Source organism: Alicyclobacillus acidiphilus NBRC 100859, assembly GCF_001544355.1.
In the GTDB taxonomy this organism is placed as follows: domain Bacteria; phylum Bacillota; class Bacilli; order Alicyclobacillales; family Alicyclobacillaceae; genus Alicyclobacillus; species Alicyclobacillus acidiphilus.
Map to the genome: position 1 here is coordinate 1 of NZ_BCQI01000043.1, position 24,631 is coordinate 24,631.

General features: G+C 56.7%; 22 protein-coding genes. 9 read left to right on the forward strand and 13 right to left on the reverse strand.

What is annotated here, in order from left to right; genetic code table 11:
• Positions 1 to 174 precede the first annotated feature (174 nt).
• From AAC01S_RS13460 to speE, 3 genes are all read right to left on the reverse strand, one after another.
• Positions 175 to 852 carry a DUF1934 family protein gene (locus AAC01S_RS13460; RefSeq protein WP_169794048.1) on the reverse strand — a complete coding sequence of 226 codons (678 nt, stop codon included), beginning with the start codon at positions 850 to 852 and terminating at the stop codon, positions 175 to 177.
• 119 nt (positions 853 to 971) lie between these two features.
• A complete protein-coding gene (speB, locus tag AAC01S_RS13465) occupies positions 972 to 1,859 on the reverse strand; it encodes an agmatinase (protein WP_067623292.1) in 888 nt (295 codons plus the stop codon).
• Positions 1,856 to 2,713 (reverse strand): polyamine aminopropyltransferase, encoded by an 858-nt coding sequence (speE, locus tag AAC01S_RS13470; RefSeq protein ID WP_067623294.1) that lies wholly within the window; start codon positions 2,711 to 2,713, stop codon positions 1,856 to 1,858. Before speE ends, speB begins: the two co-directional genes overlap by 4 nt.
• A 252-nt stretch (positions 2,714 to 2,965) precedes the next feature.
• Here speE and AAC01S_RS13475 point away from each other — a divergent pair, with 252 nt between their 5' ends.
• Both AAC01S_RS13475 and AAC01S_RS13480 read left to right on the forward strand, forming a co-directional pair.
• On the forward strand, positions 2,966 to 5,017 hold the full coding sequence (locus AAC01S_RS13475) for a transglycosylase domain-containing protein (protein WP_083511790.1): 2,052 nt from the start codon (positions 2,966 to 2,968) through the stop codon (positions 5,015 to 5,017).
• Positions 5,018 to 5,098: 81 nt separating this feature from the next.
• A complete protein-coding gene (locus AAC01S_RS13480; protein WP_067623296.1) occupies positions 5,099 to 6,286 on the forward strand; it encodes a pyridoxal phosphate-dependent aminotransferase in 1,188 nt (395 codons plus the stop codon).
• Between the two features lie 121 nt (positions 6,287 to 6,407).
• On the opposite strand, the gene AAC01S_RS13485 is transcribed toward AAC01S_RS13480, so the two are convergent.
• On the reverse strand, positions 6,408 to 6,650 hold the full coding sequence (locus tag AAC01S_RS13485) for a hypothetical protein (RefSeq protein ID WP_067623298.1): 243 nt from the start codon (positions 6,648 to 6,650) through the stop codon (positions 6,408 to 6,410).
• Between the two features lie 172 nt (positions 6,651 to 6,822).
• On the opposite strand from AAC01S_RS13485, the gene AAC01S_RS13490 reads away from it, so the two are divergent.
• The gene (locus AAC01S_RS13490; RefSeq protein ID WP_083511796.1) at positions 6,823 to 7,662 is read left to right on the forward strand and encodes a hypothetical protein; all 840 of its coding nucleotides are present in this window, start codon (positions 6,823 to 6,825) and stop codon (positions 7,660 to 7,662) included.
• 550 nt (positions 7,663 to 8,212) lie between these two features.
• On the opposite strand, the gene AAC01S_RS13495 is transcribed toward AAC01S_RS13490, so the two are convergent.
• From AAC01S_RS13495 to AAC01S_RS13505, 3 genes are all read right to left on the reverse strand, one after another.
• Positions 8,213 to 9,124 carry a decaprenyl-phosphate phosphoribosyltransferase gene (locus tag AAC01S_RS13495; RefSeq protein ID WP_067623303.1) on the reverse strand — a complete coding sequence of 304 codons (912 nt, stop codon included), beginning with the start codon at positions 9,122 to 9,124 and terminating at the stop codon, positions 8,213 to 8,215.
• Complete coding sequence (locus AAC01S_RS13500; RefSeq protein ID WP_306307187.1) at positions 9,039 to 10,406, reverse strand: hypothetical protein; 1,368 nt, start codon at positions 10,404 to 10,406, stop codon at positions 9,039 to 9,041. Before AAC01S_RS13500 ends, AAC01S_RS13495 begins: the two co-directional genes overlap by 86 nt.
• 778 nt (positions 10,407 to 11,184) lie before the next feature.
• Complete coding sequence (locus AAC01S_RS13505; RefSeq protein WP_067623309.1) at positions 11,185 to 11,700, reverse strand: hypothetical protein; 516 nt, start codon at positions 11,698 to 11,700, stop codon at positions 11,185 to 11,187.
• Between the two features lie 1,052 nt (positions 11,701 to 12,752).
• On the opposite strand from AAC01S_RS13505, the gene AAC01S_RS13510 reads away from it, so the two are divergent.
• Positions 12,753 to 13,952 carry a tetratricopeptide repeat protein gene (locus AAC01S_RS13510; protein ID WP_067623311.1) on the forward strand — a complete coding sequence of 400 codons (1,200 nt, stop codon included), beginning with the start codon at positions 12,753 to 12,755 and terminating at the stop codon, positions 13,950 to 13,952.
• Positions 13,953 to 15,332: 1,380 nt separating this feature from the next.
• Here AAC01S_RS13510 and AAC01S_RS13515 read toward each other — a convergent pair.
• From AAC01S_RS13515 to moaA, 3 genes are all read right to left on the reverse strand, one after another.
• Positions 15,333 to 15,764 carry a hypothetical protein gene (locus AAC01S_RS13515; RefSeq protein WP_083511793.1) on the reverse strand — a complete coding sequence of 144 codons (432 nt, stop codon included), beginning with the start codon at positions 15,762 to 15,764 and terminating at the stop codon, positions 15,333 to 15,335.
• A 127-nt stretch (positions 15,765 to 15,891) separates the two neighbouring features.
• Positions 15,892 to 16,098, reverse strand: a complete 207-nt coding sequence (locus AAC01S_RS13520) for a hypothetical protein (protein ID WP_067623314.1) — start codon at positions 16,096 to 16,098, stop codon at positions 15,892 to 15,894.
• Between the two features lie 50 nt (positions 16,099 to 16,148).
• Entirely contained in the window at positions 16,149 to 17,222 is a 1,074-nt protein-coding gene (gene moaA / locus AAC01S_RS13525; RefSeq protein WP_245630221.1) for a GTP 3',8-cyclase MoaA, read from the reverse strand.
• A 101-nt stretch (positions 17,223 to 17,323) separates the two neighbouring features.
• Between moaA and AAC01S_RS13530 the strand changes: the two genes are divergently transcribed.
• Both AAC01S_RS13530 and AAC01S_RS13535 read left to right on the forward strand, forming a co-directional pair.
• On the forward strand, positions 17,324 to 17,719 hold the full coding sequence (locus tag AAC01S_RS13530; protein WP_067623320.1) for a methylglyoxal synthase: 396 nt from the start codon (positions 17,324 to 17,326) through the stop codon (positions 17,717 to 17,719).
• Between the two features lie 11 nt (positions 17,720 to 17,730).
• Positions 17,731 to 18,993, forward strand: coding sequence for an aminopeptidase P family protein (locus AAC01S_RS13535; protein ID WP_067623323.1), 1,263 nt, complete (start codon positions 17,731 to 17,733; stop codon positions 18,991 to 18,993).
• A gap of 82 nt (positions 18,994 to 19,075) precedes the next feature.
• Here the strand turns inward: AAC01S_RS13535 and gnd are convergent, their stop codons facing one another.
• On the reverse strand, positions 19,076 to 19,972 hold the full coding sequence (gnd, locus tag AAC01S_RS13540; protein ID WP_067623326.1) for a phosphogluconate dehydrogenase (NAD(+)-dependent, decarboxylating): 897 nt from the start codon (positions 19,970 to 19,972) through the stop codon (positions 19,076 to 19,078).
• A 108-nt stretch (positions 19,973 to 20,080) separates the two neighbouring features.
• On the opposite strand from gnd, the gene udk reads away from it, so the two are divergent.
• Positions 20,081 to 20,710 (forward strand): uridine kinase, encoded by a 630-nt coding sequence (gene udk / locus AAC01S_RS13545; protein WP_067623329.1) that lies wholly within the window; start codon positions 20,081 to 20,083, stop codon positions 20,708 to 20,710.
• On the opposite strand, the gene deoD is transcribed toward udk, so the two are convergent.
• Complete coding sequence (deoD, locus tag AAC01S_RS13550; RefSeq protein WP_067623332.1) at positions 20,707 to 21,414, reverse strand: purine-nucleoside phosphorylase; 708 nt, start codon at positions 21,412 to 21,414, stop codon at positions 20,707 to 20,709. The genes udk and deoD overlap by 4 nt on opposite strands.
• Positions 21,415 to 21,463: 49 nt before the next feature.
• Between deoD and dapD the strand changes: the two genes are divergently transcribed.
• On the forward strand, positions 21,464 to 22,174 hold the full coding sequence (gene dapD / locus AAC01S_RS13555; protein ID WP_067623335.1) for a 2,3,4,5-tetrahydropyridine-2,6-dicarboxylate N-acetyltransferase: 711 nt from the start codon (positions 21,464 to 21,466) through the stop codon (positions 22,172 to 22,174).
• Positions 22,171 to 23,301, forward strand: a complete 1,131-nt coding sequence (locus AAC01S_RS13560; RefSeq protein ID WP_067623341.1) for an N-acetyldiaminopimelate deacetylase — start codon at positions 22,171 to 22,173, stop codon at positions 23,299 to 23,301. The genes dapD and AAC01S_RS13560 overlap by 4 nt, the downstream gene beginning before the upstream one ends.
• A 64-nt stretch (positions 23,302 to 23,365) precedes the next feature.
• Here the strand turns inward: AAC01S_RS13560 and AAC01S_RS13565 are convergent, their stop codons facing one another.
• Entirely contained in the window at positions 23,366 to 24,523 is a 1,158-nt protein-coding gene (locus tag AAC01S_RS13565; protein WP_306307186.1) for an aminotransferase class I/II-fold pyridoxal phosphate-dependent enzyme, read from the reverse strand.
• Between the last annotated feature and the right edge of the window lie 108 nt (positions 24,524 to 24,631).

The window sequence follows — 24,631 nt, forward strand, 5'->3', positions numbered from 1 at the left end:
CACATTCGCGACCGGGCGTGACGGCGCGATCGCGAGGGCACAAGCGCGAGGGCGGGCAACGCCTATGTGGCACACATCTGCCGATTCGACACACTTAAGGCCTGCAGGGGCTTATTCGCCACCACACCACCACACCGCACTCGCCGCCCCCGCTCCACCGGCGGCCTCCTTGCGTCACCGGACCGACCAGTCGAACGCAAGTTCGACGCGGGTCGAGGGTGAGGATGGATCGCTTGACAGCCACATGATGTACGCGAGGGACAGAGTGCCTCCGTTGCGGCGAACATCCACACGGAGCGATTCGGTTTCGGTGCGAATGTCGAGAAGTTGATGGCCCAAGGCCATCCTCGATTCAAAGATTTGGCCGGCGCGGAACGTGTGGCTCCAATGGACGAGACCGTGGCGAAGCCACGTAACGGCGTCCGCTTCCACACGCAGGGTCGTCCTGACAACTGCGGACGCATCTGCCGCGGGCCCGGACGACAGGTGAGGCGCGGGTACGCCGCGCGCAACTCCCGGTCGCCCAACTCCCGGTCGCCCAGTTCCCGGCCGGGCGGCGCCTGATCGCGCCCCCATGCCGCGCACAGTCCTGCCCCGCGCGGCATGCTGGTCCGCAGCTCGCAGAGCCTCCGCGGGCGTGGTGTCCATAGTGTCATGGGTTTCGGCGGATGAGGGTTCGGCGAAACGCAGAAAATGCGATCCGCCGCGCGTGTACCAGGTGGCATCGCCAATCGTCTCGCGTTCGACGTGATCGGCAGCCCCGCCCCGGTCGGCGCCGCAAGCCCCTACCTTCCCATCCGCTCCGTTCCGATCCGCTACCTTCCCGTCCACTCTCGCTCCATCCCCGTCCATCGTCGTTCCGCCCGCGGGCGATGCGTCCGCGTCCCACGTTTTGCGGACCCATGTGAGGCGGCATGAGCGTGGCGCGCTTTCGGGAGTCGAGGGTAACCAAAACATCTGCGGAATGCCCCTTAGCGCGTGAACGCGAGGAGTGCTTCGCGGATGATTTTGGCCGCGAGGATTTGCGTTTGCTCGGTCGGGTCAATTTGCGGCGCCACTTCAACCAAATCGAACCCGACGATGTTGAGCGATCGCATGTATTGAATGGCCCGAAACGCTTCCGGCGCGAAGATGCCGCCGTGCTCGGCGGTGCCGGTGCCGGGGGCGGTGGCGGGATCGAACACGTCGATGTCCCAGGTCACGTAGATGGGCTTGCCGTGCAACTCGGGCAGGACGGAGCGGAGCGGTTCGGCGAGTTCGAATGGCGCGAACCGCGTGTTTGCGCGAGCCCACTGGAACTCTTCGCGGGTGCCGCTGCGAATGCCGAACTGATAGACGCGATCCGGCCCGATGGCGTCGCAGACCTTCTTGATCACGGTGGCGTGCGAGTAGTGCTGGCCTTCGTAGTGATCGCGAAGATCCGTGTGCGCATCGATATGGATGACGCGCAGTTCCGGATACTTTTCGACGGCGGCGCGGATGGAGCCCCAGGACACGAGATGCTCGCCGCCGAGGCCCATGGGCAGCTTGTCCGCGGCGTAGAGGGCACTGACATATTCGTAAATCCGATCCAGGCTCTCCTCCGCGTTGCCAAACGGCAACGGAATGTCGCCCGCGTCAAAATAGGTGATGTCAGACAGGTCCCTGTCGAGATATGGACTGTATTCTTCCAGGCCCAGGCTGACTTCGCGGATTCGCGTGGGACCGAGGCGCGTCCCGCTGCGGAACGACACGGTCCAGTCCATGGGCATGCCGTAGATCACGGCCTTGGCGGACTCGAAATCCAGGGTCGATCCTATGAACACGTTCCCGCTGTACGCGGGTGAAAACGGTTGGGTCACATCGAATTCGAACGTCATTCACTCACGAGCTCCTTCACGAAATTCGGCAAGGCGAGGCACGCCTGATGGACGGCGGCGTTGTAGTAGCGCGTGTTGGCCACGCGCACGTCCTTCACGTCCTCGGGACGATGGACTTTGCTGCCCATCGTGAAACTCCACATTCCCGTTGGATAGGTCGGGATTGACGCGAGATACAACTTGACAATCGGGAACGTCTTGCCAATGTCGCTGTACACGCGGCGGATCAATTCCTGGTTGGCGAACGGAGACTCCGTTTGAGCGGCCATGATGCCATCCGGCTTCAGCGCTTCGGCGACGGAATCGTAAAAGGTCTTGCTGAACAGGCCGACAGCCGGTCCGATTGGATCGGTCGAGTCGATGAGAATCACGTCGAACTCGCCCTTGTGATCTTCCACGTATTTGATGCCGTCCACGATTTGAACGTCCACGCGCGGATCGCTCAAACCTTGGGCAATTTGCGGGAAGTATTTCTTCGAAGCCTCCACGACAGCGCCGTCGATCTCGGCGAGTACAGCACGCTCGACCGACGGGTGCTTGATGACTTCGCGGATGATGCCGCCGTCGCCACCGCCGACCACCAGCACGCTCTTCGGATTGGGGTGAGTGTGCATCGGCACGTGGGCGAGCATTTCGTGATAGACGAATTCATCTTTGTCCGTCGTCATGACACAACCGTCGAGTACGAGCAAATTGCCGTACTGATGGGTGGAGTAGACATCGAGTGTTTGATAAGGGGTCTGTTCGCTATGTAATGTCTTCTCGATGCGCAAACCAATCGAAAGATTCTCGCTCTGATATTCCGTGAACCACAAATGGGACTGGGTCAACTTGAAACACTCCTTTGTGTACATAGGCGTCCTCTTGATTGCGTCCGTATTATACCACGCTCTGTTCTCATAAACCGTTGAATTCTGGAACAGAACCGAACATGGCAAAAGCTTGCCTCACCCCCGGCATAATTCACCAATTTCCGCGCACACTATTTTCCACAATTCTCCTCCGCTCCACACGCGATCCGGCCATATTGCGATCCAGCCACAGCTTGGTTGTCCCCATCTGGTTCGGATCGGTTTGTGGAGACAGTCAAGAAAGAGGGTGCCTGGATGAAACGCGGCTTCCGCTTGCGACTTGCCCGTCAGAAGGACTCGACCAAAATCTACCGCCGCCGCAGATCGAGCTGGCGGTTGCTGTTGGGCGCCTTTTTCATCCCGCTCGGCGTCGGCTTTACCGGCATGTCGCTCGTCCTCGTAGGACTTCGACTCATGCCGCTGCCAGCGGGCAGCGCGGTCAATCCGACCGAGATCGACAGTGAAGACGGCACGCGCATCGCCGAGTGGACGACCATCGGCGAAGAGACGCAGAACGTGCCGCTCTCCCGCATACCGCCCGCGCTGATCCAAGCCACCATCGCGGTCGAAGACACGAACTTCTATCGCGATCACGCCATCGACTTCAAATCGACTGCGCGCGCGATGGTCGTCAACCTCAGGCACGGCCAGGTGGTCCAGGGCGGATCGACGATTACGCAGCAGTTGGCGAAGAACTTATACCTTTCGCAGGATCGAACGATGTCCCGCAAGATTCGCGAGGCGTTGTTCGCCATGCAGCTCGAATTGCATAAATCGAAGAACTGGATCCTCAACCGCTACCTCAACGTGGTCTATTACGGACACGGGGCGTACGGCGTACAGGCTGCGGCACGGCTGTATTTCAACAAACCGGTGGAAGATCTCGACGTCGCGGAGTGCGCGATGCTGGCCGGTTTGCCGAAGGGGCCGTCCATCTATTCGCCGCTCGATCACATGGATCGGGCCAAAGAGCGCCAACTGGTCGTCCTCCACCGCATGGTGCAAGTGGGCTACCTCACGCCGGAGCAGGCGAAGGCGGCCGCGGCAGAGCCGCTTCATATCGCGGACTACCACTCGCCGACCGTCCAAGCACCGTACTTCACACAGGTCGCGATCGACGAAGCCAAGCGCAATGGGCAATTGTCGACCGAAGAACTGGAGGCAGGCGAAGTGCGCGTGCGGACCACACTCGATCCGCTGCTGCAACAAGCAGCCGAACGCGCCATCCAGACGACGCTGCCCAAGCACAGCGACTTGCAGGCGGCCCTTGTCGCCTTGGACCCTAAGACCGGCGCGATTCGCGCCTTGGTCGGCGGACGGAATTACCAGACGAGCCCATTCAATCGGGCCTTGGCCGCGCGTCAACCGGGCTCGACCTTCAAAGCGATTGTGTACAGCGCCGCGTTGGAACACGGCTGGACGCCGGCCAACCAAGTTGACAGCAAACTGACGACGTTCCTCTACGGACCAGGCGGAGCCAGCAGTTACACGGTGCACGATTACGGCGACATGTACGCGGGGCGCCCGCTGACGTTGCGCGAGGCGATCGCCCGATCCGACAACGTCTACGCGGTCCACACCAACCTGGCGGTTGGGCCGGACAACGTGATCGACATGGCAAGGCGCATGGGCATCTCCGATCCGCTGAAGCCCTACCCTTCCCTCGCGCTCGGCGTCTTTCCGGTCTCACCGGTCGAGATGGCGACCGCGTTCGCCACGCTGGCCAACGGCGGATATCGCGTGACGCCGCACGCCGTCGAAGAGATCGACAAACCGGAGGGGCGCATTCGCACCGACGCGCCGATGGAACGCGTTCTCTCCCCCGAGATCGCGTTTCAAATGAGCGACCTGATGCGCAGCGTGATCGAACCGAACGGAACCGGCTACGCGTTTCACCAGTACCTGCACGGTCCTGCCGCGGCGAAAACGGGCACGACCGACACCGACGCGTGGATGGTCGGCTACACGCCGAACCTGGTCGTGGCAGTCTGGGTCGGTTACGACTCCAATAAGAAGTTGAGCGTCCCGGAGACACACCTTGCGTCGCCCATCTGGTCCAAATTCATGGGCACCGCGCAAGCGCACCTGCCGTACAAGTGGTACACGCCGCCGTCGGACCTGAAGCGGGTCGTCCTCGATCCTATCAGCGGCGAAGTCGCCACCCCGCTTTGCCGCGCGAAAGAAGTGGACTACTTTCAGCCGGGAACCGAGCCGACCCAACCTTGCGAACTGCACAGCGCGCCGACGCCGACACCAAAGAACGCGCCGAGTCACAATCCGTTCAATTGGCTGCGCAGGTGGTTTTAAGCTCGCGGAAATGTCACGAAAACACGGCAAAACGCGTCCGCGTATGCTACAATGTCGGCAACAAATTGGGGGGGCATGAGCGTGGAACAGCGTTTGTCCGCACGAATACGAAATATCAAACCATCGGCGACGATGAGCGTCGACAGCAAAACCAAACAATTGCTCGCCCAAGGTCAATCGGTAGTCAACATGAGCGTCGGCGAGCCGGATTTTGACACGCCAACCGCAGCCGCCCTCGCGGGTGTGAAGGCGATTGCCAACGGTCAAACCAAATATACGGAAGCCGCAGGTACGCTCGTATTGCGAAAGGCCATCGCGGCGAAGTTAATGTCGGAGAATGGGCTGCAATACGCGCCAGAACAAATCATTGTGTCCAACGGCGCCAAGCACACGCTGTACAACGTCTGCATGGCCATTTTGGACGATGGGGACGAAGTCATTCTCCCTGCCCCGTACTGGACGTCCTATCCGGAGCAAATTGCTGTGGCTGGCGGCAAGCCTGTCATCGTCGCGGCCGGCGCAGACACTGGCTACAAGGTGACGCCAAGGGCACTCGAGCAGGCGATTACGCCAAAAACTCGCGCCATTCTCCTGAACAGCCCGTCCAACCCGACCGGAGCCGTGTACCACGAAGACGAACTCGCCGCGCTGGGCGAAGTCCTGCGCCGTCACGATGTCTACATCATCCTGGACGAGATCTATGAACGGCTGGTCTACGACGTGAAGCATGTAAGCCTTGCGGCGTTGTGCCCGGAATTGAAAGATCGGGTATTGCTCGTCAACGGATTTTCCAAAGCGTTTGCCATGACAGGATGGCGCCTCGGCTACGTGGCAGCGCCGCCCGATGTGGCCAAAGCCATCAATTCGTTCCAGAGCCATTCGACCGGCAGCCCCTCGACGATGTCTCAGGCAGCAGGGGTGGTGGCCTTGGAGAATTTCGATCCAACGGTCGTCGACACGTTCAAACGCCGCCGCGACAAACTCGTGCAAGGTTTGAACAGCCTCGAAGGCGTGCATTGCCTGATGCCGGAAGGCGCGTTCTACGCGTTCCCCGACATTTCGGGCGTGATCGGCCGCTCCTATGAGGGTCAGGCCATCAACTCGGCCACCGACTATTGCGAGTTACTGCTGGAGCACGGACTCGTGGCGAGCGTGCCAGGAGAAGCCTTTGGCGCGCCAGGCCATGTCCGCTTCTCCTATGCCGTCGCGGACAGCGACATCGTCGAAGCCATCGAACGGATGCGCCGATTCCATCAGAAGCTGTCGTAAGAAACTGCGGTAAGAAACTGTGGTAAGAAACTGTGGTAAGAAGCGAAAGCGGTCAGCCCCCATCGCCGGCAAACGATGCCGCGTGCGGGGCTGTTTCGCTGATTGCAGGACGATTGCAGATTTATTGCAGGTCGTCGATCGCGTTCGGATGCGATGGATGCTCTTCACCCATTGGATCGAGCAGATGGTGATCGTTTTGAATCTCAATGAGTCCGGCTTCGTTCAGTTCGTGGAGGACCTCGAACAGGCTGTCTCGTTTCTCGTCAGGCAGCTCACGAACGAATTTGTTGATGTCCTGCACCGGCGCCATCTGCATAAAGTGAACGCCGCCGTACTTCGCATAGAGGGATCGTCTGAAAGCCATTCGCACATCCCGCTCCTTTCTCCACGCTTCCTCCGTAGTCTGCTCGCCGCGAGATGGGCTATTCGTCTTGTCTGACCTAGGCTGCCGTCCCGTCCCTATCTGGCATTCGCACAGGGCGTTCGCGCAGATCATAGGATACATCGGAGCGTGGAGAGGAAGCGGGGTGTCAACGATGAGTCCAACACACAAGCGCGCGCAGGCGGCGCATGGCATAGTCCTCGCCAAAGCACAGGCCCAGCGCCCGAACGGAAATCGAAGAAGAAGGCCGGCGGGCGGCAAACGGCCGAGCAGCGCGAAACCAATCACCAGCCCAGACGGATCGGCGGCGGGATCGAAAAAAGGAACAAGCATCGCCCAGCTTTTTACACCAAAAAATTTGCAGGAAACCGTGAAGACCGTTACCAGCCTGCGGGGCATGGTCAAAAACTGGCTTGGCTATCTGCAGCAAGCCGACAGAATGTTGGATACCGTGTATATCACGACGGGATCGTTAAAAGAAAGCGGCGTGCTCGACAAATTGCTGAAGAATCGCGGCAAAAATCTGACGACGGAAGACTACACGAGCATTCTTGCGGCGCTCATGGCGTCGCCGCTGGGCGCTGGACTGTTGAAAGGCGGCGGCAGCGACGATGGCAATTCGACGAGCAACTCGGCTGGCAGCGCTGCGGGGGCGGCCGGGAATCCTTCGGCGACCGTACAACAGCGGCCATCTCAGCCAGGGCCAGGTGCACCGGCGCAAGGGCAACCACCCGCCGCCCCATATCCCCAGGCCCCGGGCAACGGAGGCTATGGCGGTTACGGCGGCGGCTATGGCGGACAGCAGCCGATGCAGCCAGGGTATGCGCAACCGTATGCTCAGCCAAACTACGGACCACCAGCATACAGCCCGCCGGGATATCCAGCTCCCGGTTACGGAATGCCGTCCTACGGGCCGCCCAATCAGTCGCCGCCGTACCCTTCGCCGCAACCGGGGCAAGCCGACAATGGCCAGCAAGGCGGACAGCAAAGCTGAGACGGATGTATGGAGGGTTGGGCTGAGGAAAGAAAACGTCCTCCTTGCGACGGGATCGATCATAAATGCACACAAAGGTTGCTCGATCCGCACGCGTCGGGCAGCCTTTTTCCGTGGATCGCAGGCCGGGGGCGGAATGACCGAGCGGGCCGGGCCTTGGCGGGAGATCGGGCGGCGGGGCGAAAATAGGCAGCACCGGGCCGCGTATGCTGCGGATCGGCCCGATCACACCCACAATGAGGCAGATAGGCCCCTTTGGGCCGCCTGTTTCTCCGCCTCGCTCGCCTCCCACCTACTTTCCCGGCCTGCGTGTGCCTGCCACCTTCGCGGTCAGCGCCACGGCCGATCACGCTATTTCGAAAGCAGTGTCCCCAACGCACATGTCGGCACTTTTGCATAGTTCCTTCCAGAAGGCAGTGTGGTTCGCGCCACAACCCAGCGTGTAAAAAGGAAACAACCATGCGGACTGAGCGTAGAAGTACGTGGTGGGGTATTTTGCCCGACAGCATACAATGCTCTGCGATGTTCCATGACCCTTTCGGACAAATCGCTATCCAAACACCACAAGGACTGTCACAACAAGGGCGACATATAAAATGGCGGTATATCGAATGTGGGCGTCACGAATGAGGATTGACTCTGGGCTCCCACTCAGGTCCGTCGAGTCGATCAGTACCATATACCTGACGATTCCATAGACTACCAAAGGTACGGTACACATCAGAACATGCGAGTGCTTACTTGTCAGGGTAAATACCGAATAGGATAGAATCGTCAGAACAGCCGTCACGATGCTAAGAGCGTTTAGAATTTTGTCAGAATAACGGAAGAGGACTCTTCGTATTAGGCGGTTATGTTGTTGGAAGACCCTGTACTCGTATCTCCGCTTCCCAGTTGCCAAGAACAAGGAAAGTACCAATGTGCAAAATAGAAACCAAGGCGTCAGTGGGACGGAGATGGCCAATCCTCCGGCGGCACTCCTGAACACGAACCCCATTGAAATGGAAAGAATATCAATAACAACCACGTGTTTCAGAATCGTAGAATAAGCTATATTGAGCAAGAAATACGCAGCCAGCACTGCGCTAAACAAATGGCTGATCCTATAAGAAACCAGCATGCATCCAAATAGAAGACATCCTCCAAACACAAGAGCCGTACGAGGCGACAGTTGGCCTGAGGCCATAGGACGGTGCCGTTTTTCAGGATGCTGAACATCGATCTTCAGATCGACATAGTCATTTAAAATGTACACTGTTCCTGATATTCCTGAAAATAAAACGAATGCGCAGCACGCTCTCAAGAACATGTCAGACGTGACATGGGGCAATGTAAAAACAAATGCGGCAAATACAAGGACGTTCTTCGTCCACTGGCTAGGGCGCAGTTGAGTAAACAGCAGTCGAGCCAACGATCGTTTTAAGTTGGACCCTGTAGATAACATACCGTCCCTCTCCACCATCCGGCTGAAGGAGTCTTGAATCCTGTTTGGCCCAACCATCCACGACATCTCCTTCTGTAGCGACTACGTATTTTGCGTGTTCCGTCAATATCTCTCTCTGAAAAGCCGAATTCGTCTTGGCAGTGATGCGCATCACCGAATTCTCGGCTGATCTCCCAAAGAATACATACGGAAATTCGACGTTTGGCCCGATGAGGAGCATCGTTGGCTGCTTCACTCTATCCATCAGCCGATATTCAGGCACCAGCACGCTCCCACGGTTTTTAGCGGGTGTGACAAGTAGACGGTGGATTGCTCCCCTGATCTGGGAATTCGAATTAAGAAGCGAATAGGCACCCAAACCATAGCCCACGCAAATGGAGCCGATCACGACAACGTGAATTGTTGTGCGTAATCTTTTCGAACGTAACAGATTTACCATGTAAACATACGCCCATCCACCGAGCCCCGCCAGGAACAGACTATATCTCGCCCACCAATTGGCAGGTTGGAAGACGAATATGACCGCTAAGGGCAGGAGGATAGACCACAGATACACTCTCTTTCTCGTCCAACTGTATATGATAAACAAGATTACTGCAGGCAACTCGAGAAACGTCCACTGCACGCCAAATCCGCCAATTCGCATATCATATCCGTACACATTAGGTATCGTCGTCCATGATACCCAAACCCGCCTCCACCAAGGCAAGTCGAGAAACTCTGTAGGTGTGTTTGGGATCATAATCAATTTGGTGACCGTACCCAATCCACGAAATATAACATGTCCTAGCAGCGAGATCGAAAACGGGTAGACCGGATTTCCGAAACGAGTGAGGTTATGGAGGTACCAATATCCTCCTAGCACTACCATAGGAACAAGAAACAAGCAGGTGTCGGCACAAAATCTCTTGATTCTCATAGTGCCACGGAAGTAGTGATACACGTTCTGAACGAGGATAACCACGCCGCACACAGCGATATAGATGACCGCGTCCGACTTGATCCCAAATAAAATTCCTCCCGACATTCCAGCGAGGAATATATACCGTTCATCGGTTGTCCATAAATATCGCAAGTAGAAGAAATAGAAGACGAAAAACATCGATACGAAAGCAACGTCGGTGTAATCGGTGCCCACTTGAAGGAGTACCGTAGGCGTCAGAAAGAACAGGATGGCAGCAATGATGCCATCACGTTTGCTTAGTCCCATCAGTCCTGAAACGCCAACCATGCCACAAATGCCCGCGACAGCGAATATGATTTGTCCGAAGTGGACAAATCTATCCGTGTGATCAGCCATATACAGCCAGCAAAATAACAACTCCGCGTTCCTCGGGTATACGTCAGCCCACAAAAACCCCGAGTCCATGATTCGCTTGTTGTGCACCCACGTAGCAACGGATACCAAATGGTATCCCAGTTCATCATACGCGTACGGTGGGAGGAGGTATCCGACACAAGCAACTATGAGTATCAAAATGATGAGAATGACAGCGTACGGCGATGACACACTGCGAATCGCCTTTCCTAGGCTTTCGATCCCAAGTCTTTTCACGCTTGGCGTATACCCGAAGCGTACTCGGAATACGACGAATGATAGTGCGACAACCACTATATTTATGCATAGTGTGGTTAGATTCGTGAGATTGTGAAAGACTGCTCCCGCAACGAATACATCGAGACATATGAGAAACATCCAGAACAGCGTGTATGTAACGATTTTGTCCCAAGGATCGTCGAAACGAAAAAAGCGCGTTAAGACATACGCTCCAAGAAGGGAGAGAAGCGTTCCCAACGCCCATTCAAATGTGTTCATGAAAGCCCTCTCTTCCAAAACCAGAGGCTTTGCCAGTCCTCTCACCCACCCCAAAGGTAGGCCTAGCTTGAAAACCCGACTATTCTACACCAGAAATCCCGTTATATGAATAATATGATAGAATATAATTCATCTGGTGTCAAATAGAAGTTCAGGCAGGAACTATCACGAACCCAGCACACAGTAGCATAGCACCTGCCTGTATTCGCCTGTGTATTGCGCGAAAGTTTCCCGAGACGACCTCAAGGTTCGAGGGAACGGATTAGTAATGAACATACCCATTGCCGTCCAAATCGGACGGAGCAAGGTTCTCCACTTGCAGGTAGTAAGTACCTGAAAGCATGTCCGTGAAGTAGACCCAAGCGTCGGACGAAGTGTAGGTCCCCGTAACGCGATGCCATGGCGTCGCGGAGCCATCCGTACTTACAAGACGATATTGCGCATCCGCTTCAGTTCCGTTCGATTCCCACTGGACCAAATTGACGCTTGCAGTCTCTCCGCTCGATTCCGCGGGAACCGTAAAATCAAACGGGGACTGCCACACGTTGTTCTGTGGGACTCCAGGCAGATGATAATTCTGCGAAATCGCGTTCGGTGACAGGGTCAGGGAGGGACTAACCGGCTGACCGACAGAACTATTTGCGGTGGAAGAGCCTGGAGCGACCGAAGTGGTAGTGGCGCTTTGTTGCGTCGTCGTGTCCGCAAAGGCAGTGGTGATGGTGCCTAAACCCAATAGAGTACAAGCCACAACGCCGGAGCTCAACAGAACTTTTTTCATTCGTCATTCCTCCAATCACAAATTGTTGTGAATCGATAGTTCCACACAGTGAGCGGATGGTTCTGGAAGATTTCCATCCAATTTGGATAGATCCATATTCACCATTGACAGGACTGCGACTAGCGTCGCTCCGGTTGATATGAATCTTCGCATCCTATTCACCTCCAATCGAAGAATACCTCGGTTCGCTAGTAAGTGGACGCAAAAATTGGTTGAGCCATGTTAACCTCTTAGGCCCGCCCCACCTGCGCCATATGTGACTTTTCGAAGTGTTGGATCCACAGGCAGAGATGTGGCTCTGGGACTGAATCTTAACGAACAAGCGATCTGGCGCAATCAGCGAAGGGCGGATTGAGGCTCATGCAGACTGCGCACGACTCACTCCGCGCTACCCCGAGTAGCATTGCAGCTTGGGATTGTTCACACAATGAGTAACCGTCTCACCCAGGCACCTCGGGAGTCCGTCCGCCGAAACACATTTAATTGCACATTTGGAAATGTGCAGGTTTTTGCAGGATGGCGCCGAATTGTGATTGTACGAGCATCACCTTGGATCGTGAGCAGATGATGATGTTTGCGCAAACACGATTCCTATCATTCCGGACGGATAGCAAAGGATGATTTGGTACGCACGGTCAGTGAAATCGTAGACGGACCCGATTTGACTTACCTCTGCGAGCTCTGTTCGAAACTCCGGAGCAGCACGCGTGAGCTTAACCAACGGCAGCGGGAAGATATGAAGTGGGTTTGGCGAAGTCGGACGAACGCAGACCCGATGCGGATAAGGTGGCACCCGGGCAACCAATTTTGCTAATTCGGATTGGGAGTCATGGGCACAAGGCATCGGACCTTGGAGTTGGATTTGCGGGACGCTTGGCTGCTAGAAAAGAGGGACGAACGATTCCGGAACCTTGGTCCAGCGGCTTGTGACGGAAGTCCCAGTACATGTTGGTACCAACGCTAATTTTGTTTTTCTCAACAGTTTGTCGCTTTGTCGCACCCAAACCACGTCGCTTGACGGGACATCATCCCGAGAGTTGGAGGTTATGGAAATGAGTATCAACTTAGGGGAAATGATTCGACGTGCACGTCTCGAACGTGGCTTGACACAGAGGCAACTCGCAGGAACAGAGATGACTCGGTCATTTGTTAGCCTTGTGGAGGCCAACAAGGCCAAGCCATCCCTCAGGAATCTCATGATCATCTCTCAACGTTTGAATAAGCCAATTGAGTTTTTTCTGTCGGAAGAAGCAGATTATAGAGAGAGCGTTCGGACCTTTTTGTCCACCAGCCGACATTATCTCGATTTGGATGATATGGAGAAAGCACGAACGCATGCTGAACAAGCGGCCAAGATAAGTTCACTATGTAGTGAAAGCGTACTGCAGGCAGACGCTTACCTCGTGTTAGGCAAAATCTTGATGCGGATGCGGGAGCTCGACCCCGCTTTCGAATACCTTGAGGGCGCCCTTGACATTTACCAACAACTCAACGCACGAGAAAGAGTTACCGAGACCCTGCTGTCTATGGGCAATTGTTGCTATCTCGACGAAAATTATCATCAAGCATTAAGATACTATCAAAAATCAGCATTGCGCTCCGAACACTTGAAGCGACAAACTCAAATCTTTGCCCAAGCGATGGTGTACAAGGGAACAACACACTATCGCCTGGGCGAACTTGCCGAATCGGCCCAAGCGTACGAGAAGGCAATGATTGCACTCCAGCCACTAAAGCAGAGCAAGCTTTTGATTGACTGCATTCTGGGACTGGGCTGGACGTGCTTCAAGCAAGGTGATACACACAGGGCTATCGAAATCACCCAACGGGGAATTCACTTAAGTGAAGCATGTGACAGGCACCTTTACGCCGAGCTGAAGCATAACCTCGCAATTTTTCAGTTCCACCTGTCGCATTATCAGGAGGCGTATGCTTTGTGGAATGAGTGTTTGGAGATGTACATAGCCTCCAACAAGGTTATTAAGCAGGCCTCAGTGAAGGAAGACCTCGCCCAATACTGGTTACGTTTCGAACGATATGACACAGCAAAACAATTGTGCGAGGAGGGGTTATCCCTCTTGGATATCACCGACAGTACGGTGCAACGGGGAAGGCTATTTCGGTTGCTATCGAACATATACAGTGCTTTAGGGAACCCAACAATGGCAGCCGAAATCAAACGACTAGCCATTGAATCCTTTAGACGTGTGAGAGCAAAACAGGAACTGCGCGAAACCAATATACAATGCTAAACGACCGGCAGGCGCCCGCATAGAATGCTCGGGCAACGAAGTGTGGTAGTAAGGGCAGCGCCACGCCGTGGATTGCGGGAAACGCAGATCGGTTTTTGGGCCCGTGCAAGTGCGATGGCTCACCGCAGGCGTCGTGCGTACCACAAGGTTTGGCTGTCTATCTTGCCTTGTCGTGAGGACCTCCCAACCCAATCGCTCGATGACCACCAGCCGCAATGCACTGACAACGTCGTCCCTGCGATGGGATCGATCATAGATAGACATAGAATCCACACAAAGGCTGCTCGATTTGCACGCGTCGGGCAGCGTTTTCCGTGTATGGCGGCCAGGGGGCAACCGGTGAGTGGGGCGGGCCGGGAGCAGGGCAGCAGGGCCGAAAATAAGCCTCCCCACGCCGCCTAAGTTTGTCGAATCCTACGATCTGCGCCGAATAAGCGGCATCTGGATGCCTATTTGCCCGAAGTCCCTCCATTGCGCACACATCGGAGGCAAATAAACGTCTGCGGGCCGCTTATTTGCCTTCGACCTCGCCGTTGCGCCGAGATAAGCGGCTGAGAGACGCCTATTTGCCCGCCACTCGCCTACCTCCCACCGCCACCCGCCTACCTCCCACCGCCGCCGCCCGCCATCTGCCCCGCCCTGTCGCTCCTTCCCGCCACGCGATTGCGCGGCGGATGAGGGCCGGGGGCGGGCCGAGGCAAAAATAAGCCTCTCCCAGCCGCTTAAGTGTGTCGAATCGTCTGAGAGGTCCCGAATAAGCGGTCGTGGGCCGCCTAAATGTTGTGGATCGGCTCGATCACGTCCGCTGCAAGGCAAATAAACGTCTGCGGGCCGCTTATTTGCCTTCGACCTCGCCGTTGCGCCGAGATAAGCGGCTGAGAGACGCCTATTTGCCCGCCACTCGCCTACCTCCCACCGCCACCCGCCTACCTCCCACCGCCACTCGCCTACCTCCCACCGCCGCCCGCCTACCTCCCACCGCCGCCGCCCGCCATCTGCCCCGCCCCCAACGCAAACTGGCCGCCGCGCTTTATCAGCGCCGCGGCCAGTCATACTTCCCCAAATTCCATATCGGCACCTAGGCACAGTGCCTTCCCGCAGGCAGTGCGTATCGCAACGCCAACCAAGGTGAGCCTGTCAAGGAGATCCATTCCATCCTTGACAGGCGGTTTGAGCGACCCACACTTGTTTTGGTGGCTGAATCCACATACTTGTGGATTCAGCCCTAACTATAAGGGGTGGCAGTCAGACCGTCACCTGGCGCCCCGGACAACGTGGTTGTCTACAGATAAAGTAGGTCTCCCGCGCAGGCGCGTGGTTGTCAACCAGATATACCCAGCCGTTCGTTCGGTCAGCCCGTCGATGGGCTCAGTCGTCCACTCAACCCTTCGTCTTCGGAACGAATTTCTTGATCTCCTTGAGCGTCTTGTCGTCGACGTTCTTGCCGTATTTCTTGACGATCTCGTCAACGCTTGCGTTGGGACCATTCTTCGTCGCGTCGGAATACGCTTTGACAAACTGCTTCAACCGTTGTTCAGGCACGGGCAAACCGAGTTTGTCGGCAAAATTCTTCGCAAGCGACTCCACCTGATTTGGGTCCTTCCACTGATCCGGAGAAACTTTTTTGACGTCATCCAGAATCTGAAAAATGGCTTTGCGTTTGCCAGCCAAATTGCTCTTCAGGTTATCTAGGGAAGAACCTTTCGATGCGACCGGCTCTACCTCGGGCACCGCTGCGGAAGGGGTGGAATTCGCTTGCTTTACACTGGCCCGTTTCACCGGTTTACGGTTCCGCTTGTTCGAAGTCGCCATGTGATATCCTCCTCTGTCCGATTTGCTCCTCTCGAAGGAGCCTCCTCACACACTATGTAAGTGGACAGTCGGATGTCTCAGCGAACATCGCTGGCGATTCCAAAACAGGCGCATGTTCCATCCAGAATTATTGCAGTTTCCGCAGGTGTGGACTTCGCAGACGAATGTCGATCGCGCCAGCCACAATCATCGATCCCACCATCAGGGTGGCACCAGCGCCTTCGAGCAGGTGATTCCGGGTCACCATGGTCAACAGGAACCCAACCAGCAGCATGGCGCCGAGGCCGAAAAACGCAAAGACAAATTTCCTCATCGCGTGTTGAACCTGTCTCAAACGCAAAGTCCTCCTCATCGACGGGAACGGTTTCGCAACGATCGACCGTTTCAACCGCCGATTTTTGACATTTCTATCCGCTCGGCTGCCGACGTATATTCGTGCCGATGCTGTGAATAGGCATCCTTTCGCACGCGCCACACCTGCTCCAGCACCTGTCGAAGTTCGGAATCGGAGATCCCTTCGCGCAGCCGCTGCCTGAGCGGAGTTCCGCGCGCCGCAAACAGACAGGTGTACAAATCGCCTTCCGCAGTTAACCTGAGTCGTGTGCAACCGCCGCAAAACGGTTTTGTTACGGAATGGATCAGCCCAATTTCACCAGCGCCGTCGTCAAACTGGAATCTCGTCGCCACTTCTCCAGGCACCCGAGGCGAGACAGGGTGCAGCGGATGAACCGAGCTGATTTGTTCCAAGATCTCGTCCGCCGACACAACGTCCGCGAGGTTCCAACCGTTGGTTGTGCCGACATCCATGTATTCAATGAAGCGCAGAATGACACCGCTGTATCGAAAATGTTCGACCATGGGCAAGATTTCCTGCTCATTGTAACCACGTCGGACGACCATATTCACCTTCACCGGCTCCAGGCCCGCATCCTTCGCGGCATGGATCGCGTCGAGGACGCGCCGCACCGGAAAGCCCACATCGTTCATTCGCCGAAACGCGTCGTCGCTCAGCGCGTCGAGACTGATGGTGATTCTGCGCAACCCCGCATCGGCCAACTGTCTCGCTCGTCGCGGCGTCAACAAGCTGCCATTCGTCGTCAACGCGATGTCCTGAACGCCCTCGATGCGCATGATGGATTCGATCACGCGGGCGAGATCGGGACGAAGCAAAGGTTCTCCGCCCGTGAGGCGGATCTTCTCGACACCGAGATCGACCAAATGTCTGGTGATCCTCAGGATTTCGTCCAACGTCAACGTTTCGTCTGCGGAGAGGAATTTGTGATCCGGCCCGAACATTTCCCTAGGCATACAGTACGGGCAGCGAAAGTTGCACCTATCCGTGAGGGAAATTCGCAAATCCCGCAGAGGGCGCCGCAGCTCGTCAAGAACGGGTGCGCGGTCTGATAGTTTGTCCTGCAAGAACGTGCCCCCCCTGTCTGGATACCCTCCAAAATCCATGAACCACTGAATAGAGTTAGTGTACCACGTATCCATGATTCCACCGAATCCTGGTTTGCGGTAAACTAAGCGAGACAGTATCTGCCTAGGGGGCCAACCGCATGAACGTTGCTTTGATTGCGCACGACAATAAGAAGGACGATATCGTCAACCTGGCCGTCGCGTACCAGAACATTTTAAAAACTGTCAATCTGTACGCGACAGGTACGACCGGCAGCCGAATTGCCGAAGCCACCGGCTTGACCATCCATCGCTTTCAATCGGGGCCGTATGGCGGTGATCAGCAAATTGGCGCCATGGTTGCCAACGACGAAATGGATCTCGTGATCTTCCTGCGCGATCCGCTGACCGCCCAGCCGCACGATCCCGACATCACTGCGCTTCTTCGTATCTGTGATGTGCACAACGTGCCAGTCGCGAGTAACCTCGCCACGGCAGAAGCCCTCATTCGCGCCATGGAGCAAGGGCTCATCAACTTTAAACCAAGATCAAACTAGAGGTGCATTAAATGTCTTTTAAACCATCACTATTTGAAGAACGCAGACATCGGCTGATTGAGCAGCTGCCTGATCGGTCAATCGCTCTCCTCTTTGCTGGCCGGGCGCCGTACATGTCTGGCGATCACGCCTACCACCCGTTCCATGTCAACCGAAATTTCTACTACCTCACCGGTATTCCGCAGGAAAACTCCGCCCTCCTGCTGACCAAGTTGGCCGGTGAAACATCCGAGACGCTTCTGACCGAACGGGTCGATCCCGTCGAAGAGAAGTGGACCGGCAAACGCCTCACCGAGACAGAGGCCTCTTCGATTTCAGGCGTGACGAAGGCGGTTGATATCGCCGAACTCGAAAGCACCATCGGCGATCTTCTTTCCGGCGGCCAATATGAAACGCTTTACCTCGACATGGAAGTGGACAGTTGGAAACAAACTGAAACGGAAGCGCATCGATTTGCCGCCGTGTTCCAGAAGAAATATCCGACCATTGCCTTGCGCAACCCATACGCGCTGATTACGCGGATGCGGGCTATCAAGGACCAAGCCGAGATCGACGCGATCCGCCATGCAATTGGCGTCACAAAGAACGGGCTGCATCACATGCTGACGCATGCGAAACCCGGGATGAAAGAATATCAGCTGGAAGCGTACTTCAATTTTGCCTTGCGCTACGAGGGCGTCTCTGAGCACGCGTTTCCGCCCATCATCGCCGCAGGTGAGCGCGCGACCATCCTGCACTATGTCAACAATGACGGGATCGCTGAGGACGGCGACCTGGTCCTGTGCGATCTCGGCGCCGCCCACCTCGGCTACAGTGCCGACATTTCGCGCACATTCCCGGTGAATGGGACGTTTTCGCCTCGCCAGCGCCAATTGTACAATATCGTGCTGAAGGCGATGGACGCGGCTTTCGCCATCATCCGCCCAGGCGTGACCAGAGCCGACTTGCTGAGTGCGGTTCGCGCATCGTACGGGCGCGATTTGCGGGAAATTGGACTCATTGAGAACGACGATGACATCAGCCGCTACTTCTACCACGGCGTGAGCCACCGGCTCGGCCTCGACACACACGACGTCGGCCCAGATCACGTGCCATTCCAGAAAGGCGACATCATCACCGTGGAACCAGGCCTCTACATCGCGGAAGAAGGCATCGGCATCCGCATCGAGGACGACGTCCTGATCACCGACGACGGCTTCGTGAATTTGTCCGACGATATTCCAAAACAGGCGGACGAGATTGAAGCTTGGATGAAGATGCAGCCACTGATGTGAGATTTAACCGAAAGAGGGGGCTGTCCCGGCGCCGCAAAGCGCCGCGGAACAGCCCCCCTTGGTTGTTTGTGCAGAAACGGCTTTACGCCTTTTCGACGGCATGGCCGCCGAATTGGTTGCGCAGCGCAGCCTGCACTTTGCCGTTGAACGTATCGGATTCTTGCGAGCGATAGCGCATCAAGAGAGACATTGTAATGATAGGTGTCGCCGCCTGTACTTCGAGTGCTTCTTGAACGGTCCATTGACCTTCGCCCGACGAGTGAACAACGCCCTTGATGCCGTCGAGGCGCGGGTCGGCACGGAACGCCTTCTCGGCAAGCTCCATGAGCCAACCGCGAATGACCGAACCATTGGACCAGCATTTTGCGACTTCGGCAAAATCGTAGTCGAACGGGCCTTTGTCGAGGACTTCGAAGCCTTCGCCAATGGCGGCCATCATACCGTACTCGATACCGTTGTGCACCATTTTGCAGAAGTGGCCGCTGCCGGCGCGCCCCGTGTAGACATATCCATTCGGAACCGCGGTATCGCGGAAAATCGGTTCAATCGTCTTAAATACCTCAGCGTCGCCGCCAATCATGTAGCAAGCCCCGTGACGAGCGCCCTCCATGCCGCCGGACGTTCCAACATCGAAGAAGTAAATGCCATGTTTCGACAATTCTTCGGCATGCCGAACACTGTCTTTGTAGTACGAGTTACCAGCCTCGATGATGATGTCGCCTTTTGACAACAGTGGTGTCAATTGATCAATCAAGTTGTCGACAGGTTTCCCATGAGGCACCATCAACCAGACGATGCGCGGTGTCGACAGCTTGGAGACCAAATCCGAGATCGACGTCGAGCCAGTCGCGCCTGCTTCTGTGAGGCGGTTGACGGCGTTCTTGTCGAGATCGAACGCAACCACCTGGTGGTTGTGGTCCATCATGTTCAGAGCGAGGTTGTAACCCATTTTCCCGAGACCAATCAAGCCTATCTGCATTGTTCGAATCGTCCTTTCTCGTCCATCCTAGTTTTTGTCTGTTTGTGTTGTTTCGCTGCTCCCTTTTCGGTATACTGCCGAAGTTGCAACAGGAGGAGATGTACAACCATGTTAACCATCGGTATTGCTGGCGGCACAGGATCCGGCAAAACGACGGTGGCCACTTCCATCGTCGAGGCAATCGGGGCCAATCACGTAACGCTCATCTCGCAGGACGCCTACTATCGCGACAGGACCGATTTGCCTTTGGAAGCGCGCCAATTGTTGAATTACGATCACCCGGACTCGTTTGACAACGAACTGCTTTACAAACACTTGCAGCAATTGCGCAACGGACAAGCCATCGATATGCCCATTTACGATTTCAAGACACACAATCGACGGCCGGAAACGATCCGCGTCGAAGTTCGTCCCGTCATCATCCTCGAAGGCATCCACGTACTCGTCGAACCATCCATTCGCGAGTTGCTGGACATCAAAGTCTTCGTCGACACCGATCCCGATGTCCGCCTGCTCCGCCGAATCCGCAGGGACATCGAGGACAGAGGACGAACGCTCGATTCCGTATATACGCAATACCTCAACACCGTGAAACCGATGCACGACGCCTTTGTGGAACCGTCCAAACGGATGGCTGACCTCATTATCCCCGAAGGCGGGGAAAATCAAATCGCGATTGCCCTATTGACCACGCGCGTGCAGCAATTTATCGATGAGTTCAGGACTCAAGCCAATTAGAACGCGATGGCGGTCTCCAGCGCAATCTGCATCATCTCGTCAAACGTCGTTTGGCGCTCTTCTGCCGTTGTCGCCTCACCAGTCAGGATGTGATCGCTCACGGTCAAGATGGACAACGCCCTTGCGTCAAACTCGGCCGCCAACGTGAAGAGTGCAGCGGATTCCATCTCCAGTGCTAGAATACCGAACTTTGCCCAACGCTCCAAATCGACCAAGCCTGCGTTGTAAAACAGGTCCGTGGTAAACACGTTGCCCACTTTCGCATCGATGCCTTTGTTTTGCGCTACGGTGTACGCCTTATGCAACAGCCCAAAATGTGCCGTGGGCGCGTAATCGATATTGCCGAACCGCATCCGGTTCACGCTCGAATCGGTCGACGCGCTCATCGCCAGGATGACGTCGCGGATGCGAATATCTTGTTGAATCGCGCCGCATGTCCCTACGCGAATGAGCGTCTTCACCCCGTACGACGCCAACAACTCGTGGGCGTAGATCGAGATCGACGGAACGCCCATTCCGGTCCCCTGAACCGATACCGGAACGCCCTTGTATGTACCCGTGAATCCGTACATTCCTCGAACTTCGTTGTAGCAAACACTGTTGTCGAGGTAGGTCTCCGCGATATACTTTGCACGAAGCGGATCTCCAGGGAGAAGGATGCGTTCGGCAACGGCCCCCTCGACAGCGCCAATGTGGACACTCATCAAGCTTCCTCCTTTTCACGCCATCTATCATAACAGGACAAAGGAGCACATGCATATGAACACGGCCGAAGAGATTATCCAATTTATTTCCGAGAGCAAGAAACGCACGCCGGTGAAGGTCTATCTGAAAGGTCAGCTCGGCGATATTCCCTTCCCGGACAGCGTACAAACGTTCATTCAAGGACAAGCCGGGGTCATCTTCGGCGAATGGGCGGACATTTCGCCGCTGATCGAAAACCATCGCGACAAGCTGGACGATTTCGTCGTGGAGTCGGATCGCCGCAACAGCGCCATCCCGCTGCTCGACACGAAACATCTGCACGCTCGCATCGAGCCGGGCGCCATTATCCGGGACAAGGTGACCATCGGCGAAAATGCCGTCGTCATGATGGGGGCGCTCATCAACATCGGCGCGGAGGTCGGGCCCGGCACCATGATTGACATGGGCGCGATTCTCGGCGGACGAGCGACCGTCGGCGCCAACTGCCATATCGGCGCGGGCGCTGTATTGGCGGGCGTGATTGAGCCGCCGTCGGCGAAACCCGTCGTCGTGGAGGACAACGTGCTGATTGGCGCGAACGCGGTTGTGCTTGAAGGTGTGCGGATCGGCAAAGGATCGGTCGTCGCCGCGGGCGCCGTCGTCATCGAAGACGTGGAACCTGGCACGGTGGTGGCTGGCGTGCCTGCGCGGGTGATCAAACGAATTGAAGAAGTCGACGCGAAGAAAATCGAACTCAAAGAGGAACTTCGCAGACTATGACGGCCGGACTGAATCTCGTCGAAACGCGAAAGGCCCTCCATCGCATTCCCGAGCTTGGCTTTGCCGAATTCGAGACGCAGGCCCTTGTCTTGGAACGTCTGCGGGCCATGCCTCAGGATCACATGGAGATTGCGACCTGGCGCACGGGCGTGTTGGTCCATCTCAAGGGGCATCATCCAGAGACGCGCGTCGGCTACCGCTGCGACATGGACGGCCTGCCCATCCGCGAAGAGACAGGCTGCGACTTCGCCTCCACGCACGACGGCATGATGCACGCCTGCGGCCACGACGTGCACATGACCATCGCGCTCGGACTCGTGGATCACTTCGCGCGTCACCGCCCAGCGGACGATCTCGTCGTTCTGTTCCAGCCTGCTGAAGAGGGGCCCGGCGGCGCGCTGCCGATGATGGAAAGCGTGGAATTTCAGGCCGTGCGGCCAGAGCAGATCTTTGCGCTGCACGTGCAGCCAGATCTGCCCGTCGGCCATATCGGCATCCGCCCCGGCGTCCTGTTTGCCAACACGTCCGAGTTGTTCGTCGATCTCGTCGGCCGCTCCGGCCACGCCGCGTATCCACACCGGGCCAACGATATGATCATCGCCGGAGCGCACCTCATCACGGCCTTGCAATCGATTGTGTCCCGCAACATCGATCCACTCGACGCCGCAGTCATCACCATCGGCCGCTTGGAATCCGGCACGAAACAGAACATCATCGCCGGCCGCGCCCGCCTCGAAGGCACCATCCGGACCTTGTCGGCCGACACGATGCCGATCGTCAAAGCGCGAATCCAAGCCATGGTCGACGGCGTGTCGAAGATGTTCGGATGCGACAGCGAGATCGACTGGGGATGCAATTATTATCAAGTGGAGAACGAAGCCGCGGTGACGCGGAAGTTCATGGAATTTGTCCGATCCCGGAATTTGGCCGTGATCGAAGAAGTCCCTGCAGCGATGACTGGCGAGGACTTCGGATACTTCTTGCGCGACATCCCCGGCTTTTTGTTTTGGCTCGGCGCAGGCACACCGTACGGGCTGCACCACGAGCGCATGCTGCCCGACGAAGCCAGTATCGAGGCCGCGCTTCGCGTCCTGATACCGTTCTTCGCCGAGCGCGCATATCGGTGAAGGCCAGCCGTGTACCCTGCCGCTGGATGGTTGGCGGATCGCCAAAGCCCTGCAACCGGCTCCCTTACATCCGTGACTGGACAAACGTTTCGATCCGCCGCAAAGCCTCATCCAGCACGCCTTCGTCGCACGCGTACGACAGTCGCGCGTAGCCCTCACCGTGCGGTCCAAAGGCGTCTCCAGGGATGATGGCGACGCGAGCCTCGGACAACAGGCGATCGCACAGCGTCTGCGAGTCCATGCCCAGCGCGGCGGCGATGTGCGGGAACGCGTAGAAGGCGCCGGTCGGTTCGACGAGCGGAATGCCAAGTCTGCGAAACGTCTCGACGACGCGATCGCGATTGCGCCGATACGCCTCCCGCATCGGCCTTGCGTCGTCGGCCCCATGGCGCATGGCCTCCAGCGCCGCATGCTGGCTCACGGATGACGCGCACGTGACGCTGTATTGCAGGACCTTCACAAACTCGTCCGTGAGATTCGCCGGCGCCAGCGTGAACCCAATCCGCCAGCCAGTCATGCTGTGCGACTTCGACAGTCCCTGGATGACAACCGTTCGCTCGCGCATGCCATCCACCGTCGCGATACTGGTCACAGGTTCTTTTGCAAACGACAGTTCGGCGTAAATTTCGTCGGATATCACCCACACGTCCGTGCCCCGCAACACCGACGCCAGCGCTTCCACATCCGCCCGGCTGTACTGAACACCCGTCGGATTGGCCGGCGACGCGAGAATCAATATCTTCGATCTCGCCGACAACGCCCCAGCCAACGCCTCCGGCGTCAGCCGAAACCCGTCCCGCGCGGTATCGACGTACACCGTCTTCGCGCCCATCAGCGTGACGATCCCCTCGTATCCTGGATACGCCGGCGCTGGAACGATCACCTCGTCCCCAGGCTGCAACAGCGTCCGCATGGCAATATCGAGCGCGTGGGTCGCACCCACGGTCACGAGAATTTCCGAATCAGGCTGATAGTCATGGCCGAGCAAGCGCTGATAATATGCCGCAACAGCCTGCCGAAGCGCAAGTTCCCCCCGGTTTGGCGTGTAGACGGTGTACCCCTCCGCGATCGCCCTTTGCGCAGCTTCCCGAATATGCTGCGGCGTCGGGAAATGGGGTTGCCCGATGGTCAGCGAGATGGCGTCTGGATACCGCTTAACCAGTTCTGTGAATTTTCGGATACCGGATATCTGAATATCCGCCGTCCGCGAGTGAAGTTGCACATCAATCACCTCTTGGCTTTCGCGAGTCCAGTATACCGGAATGAGTCCACACGCCGCCAATGTTCGGGGGCGTGGGGGGCGTGGGGGGAGGGGGAGGGGGAATGGGGG

What these genes read in the sequence shown, in the direction of transcription:
- AAC01S_RS13515 (WP_083511793.1), bottom strand. Translation starts at nt 15,764, where the DNA reads ATGGCGACTTCGAACAAGCGGAACCGTAAACCGGTGAAACGGGCCAGT.
- udk (WP_067623329.1), top strand. Translation starts at nt 20,081, where the DNA reads ATGTTAACCATCGGTATTGCTGGCGGCACAGGATCCGGCAAAACGACG.
- AAC01S_RS13505 (WP_067623309.1), bottom strand. Translation starts at nt 11,700, where the DNA reads ATGAAAAAAGTTCTGTTGAGCTCCGGCGTTGTGGCTTGTACTCTATTG.
- moaA (WP_245630221.1), bottom strand. Translation starts at nt 17,222, where the DNA reads ATGGATTTTGGAGGGTATCCAGACAGGGGGGGCACGTTCTTGCAGGAC.
- AAC01S_RS13500 (WP_306307187.1), bottom strand. Translation starts at nt 10,406, where the DNA reads ATGGCTGATCACACGGATAGATTTGTCCACTTCGGACAAATCATATTC.
- AAC01S_RS13460 (WP_169794048.1), bottom strand. Translation starts at nt 852, where the DNA reads ATGGACGGGGATGGAGCGAGAGTGGACGGGAAGGTAGCGGATCGGAAC.
- deoD (WP_067623332.1), bottom strand. Translation starts at nt 21,414, where the DNA reads ATGAGTGTCCACATTGGCGCTGTCGAGGGGGCCGTTGCCGAACGCATC.
- speB (WP_067623292.1), bottom strand. Translation starts at nt 1,859, where the DNA reads ATGACGTTCGAATTCGATGTGACCCAACCGTTTTCACCCGCGTACAGC.
- AAC01S_RS13490 (WP_083511796.1), top strand. Translation starts at nt 6,823, where the DNA reads ATGAGTCCAACACACAAGCGCGCGCAGGCGGCGCATGGCATAGTCCTC.
- gnd (WP_067623326.1), bottom strand. Translation starts at nt 19,972, where the DNA reads ATGCAGATAGGCTTGATTGGTCTCGGGAAAATGGGTTACAACCTCGCT.
- AAC01S_RS13560 (WP_067623341.1), top strand. Translation starts at nt 22,171, where the DNA reads ATGACGGCCGGACTGAATCTCGTCGAAACGCGAAAGGCCCTCCATCGC.
- AAC01S_RS13530 (WP_067623320.1), top strand. Translation starts at nt 17,324, where the DNA reads ATGAACGTTGCTTTGATTGCGCACGACAATAAGAAGGACGATATCGTC.
- dapD (WP_067623335.1), top strand. Translation starts at nt 21,464, where the DNA reads ATGCATATGAACACGGCCGAAGAGATTATCCAATTTATTTCCGAGAGC.
- AAC01S_RS13495 (WP_067623303.1), bottom strand. Translation starts at nt 9,124, where the DNA reads ATGGTGGAGAGGGACGGTATGTTATCTACAGGGTCCAACTTAAAACGA.
- AAC01S_RS13510 (WP_067623311.1), top strand. Translation starts at nt 12,753, where the DNA reads ATGAGTATCAACTTAGGGGAAATGATTCGACGTGCACGTCTCGAACGT.
- AAC01S_RS13475 (WP_083511790.1), top strand. Translation starts at nt 2,966, where the DNA reads ATGAAACGCGGCTTCCGCTTGCGACTTGCCCGTCAGAAGGACTCGACC.
- AAC01S_RS13485 (WP_067623298.1), bottom strand. Translation starts at nt 6,650, where the DNA reads ATGGCTTTCAGACGATCCCTCTATGCGAAGTACGGCGGCGTTCACTTT.
- AAC01S_RS13535 (WP_067623323.1), top strand. Translation starts at nt 17,731, where the DNA reads ATGTCTTTTAAACCATCACTATTTGAAGAACGCAGACATCGGCTGATT.
- speE (WP_067623294.1), bottom strand. Translation starts at nt 2,713, where the DNA reads ATGTACACAAAGGAGTGTTTCAAGTTGACCCAGTCCCATTTGTGGTTC.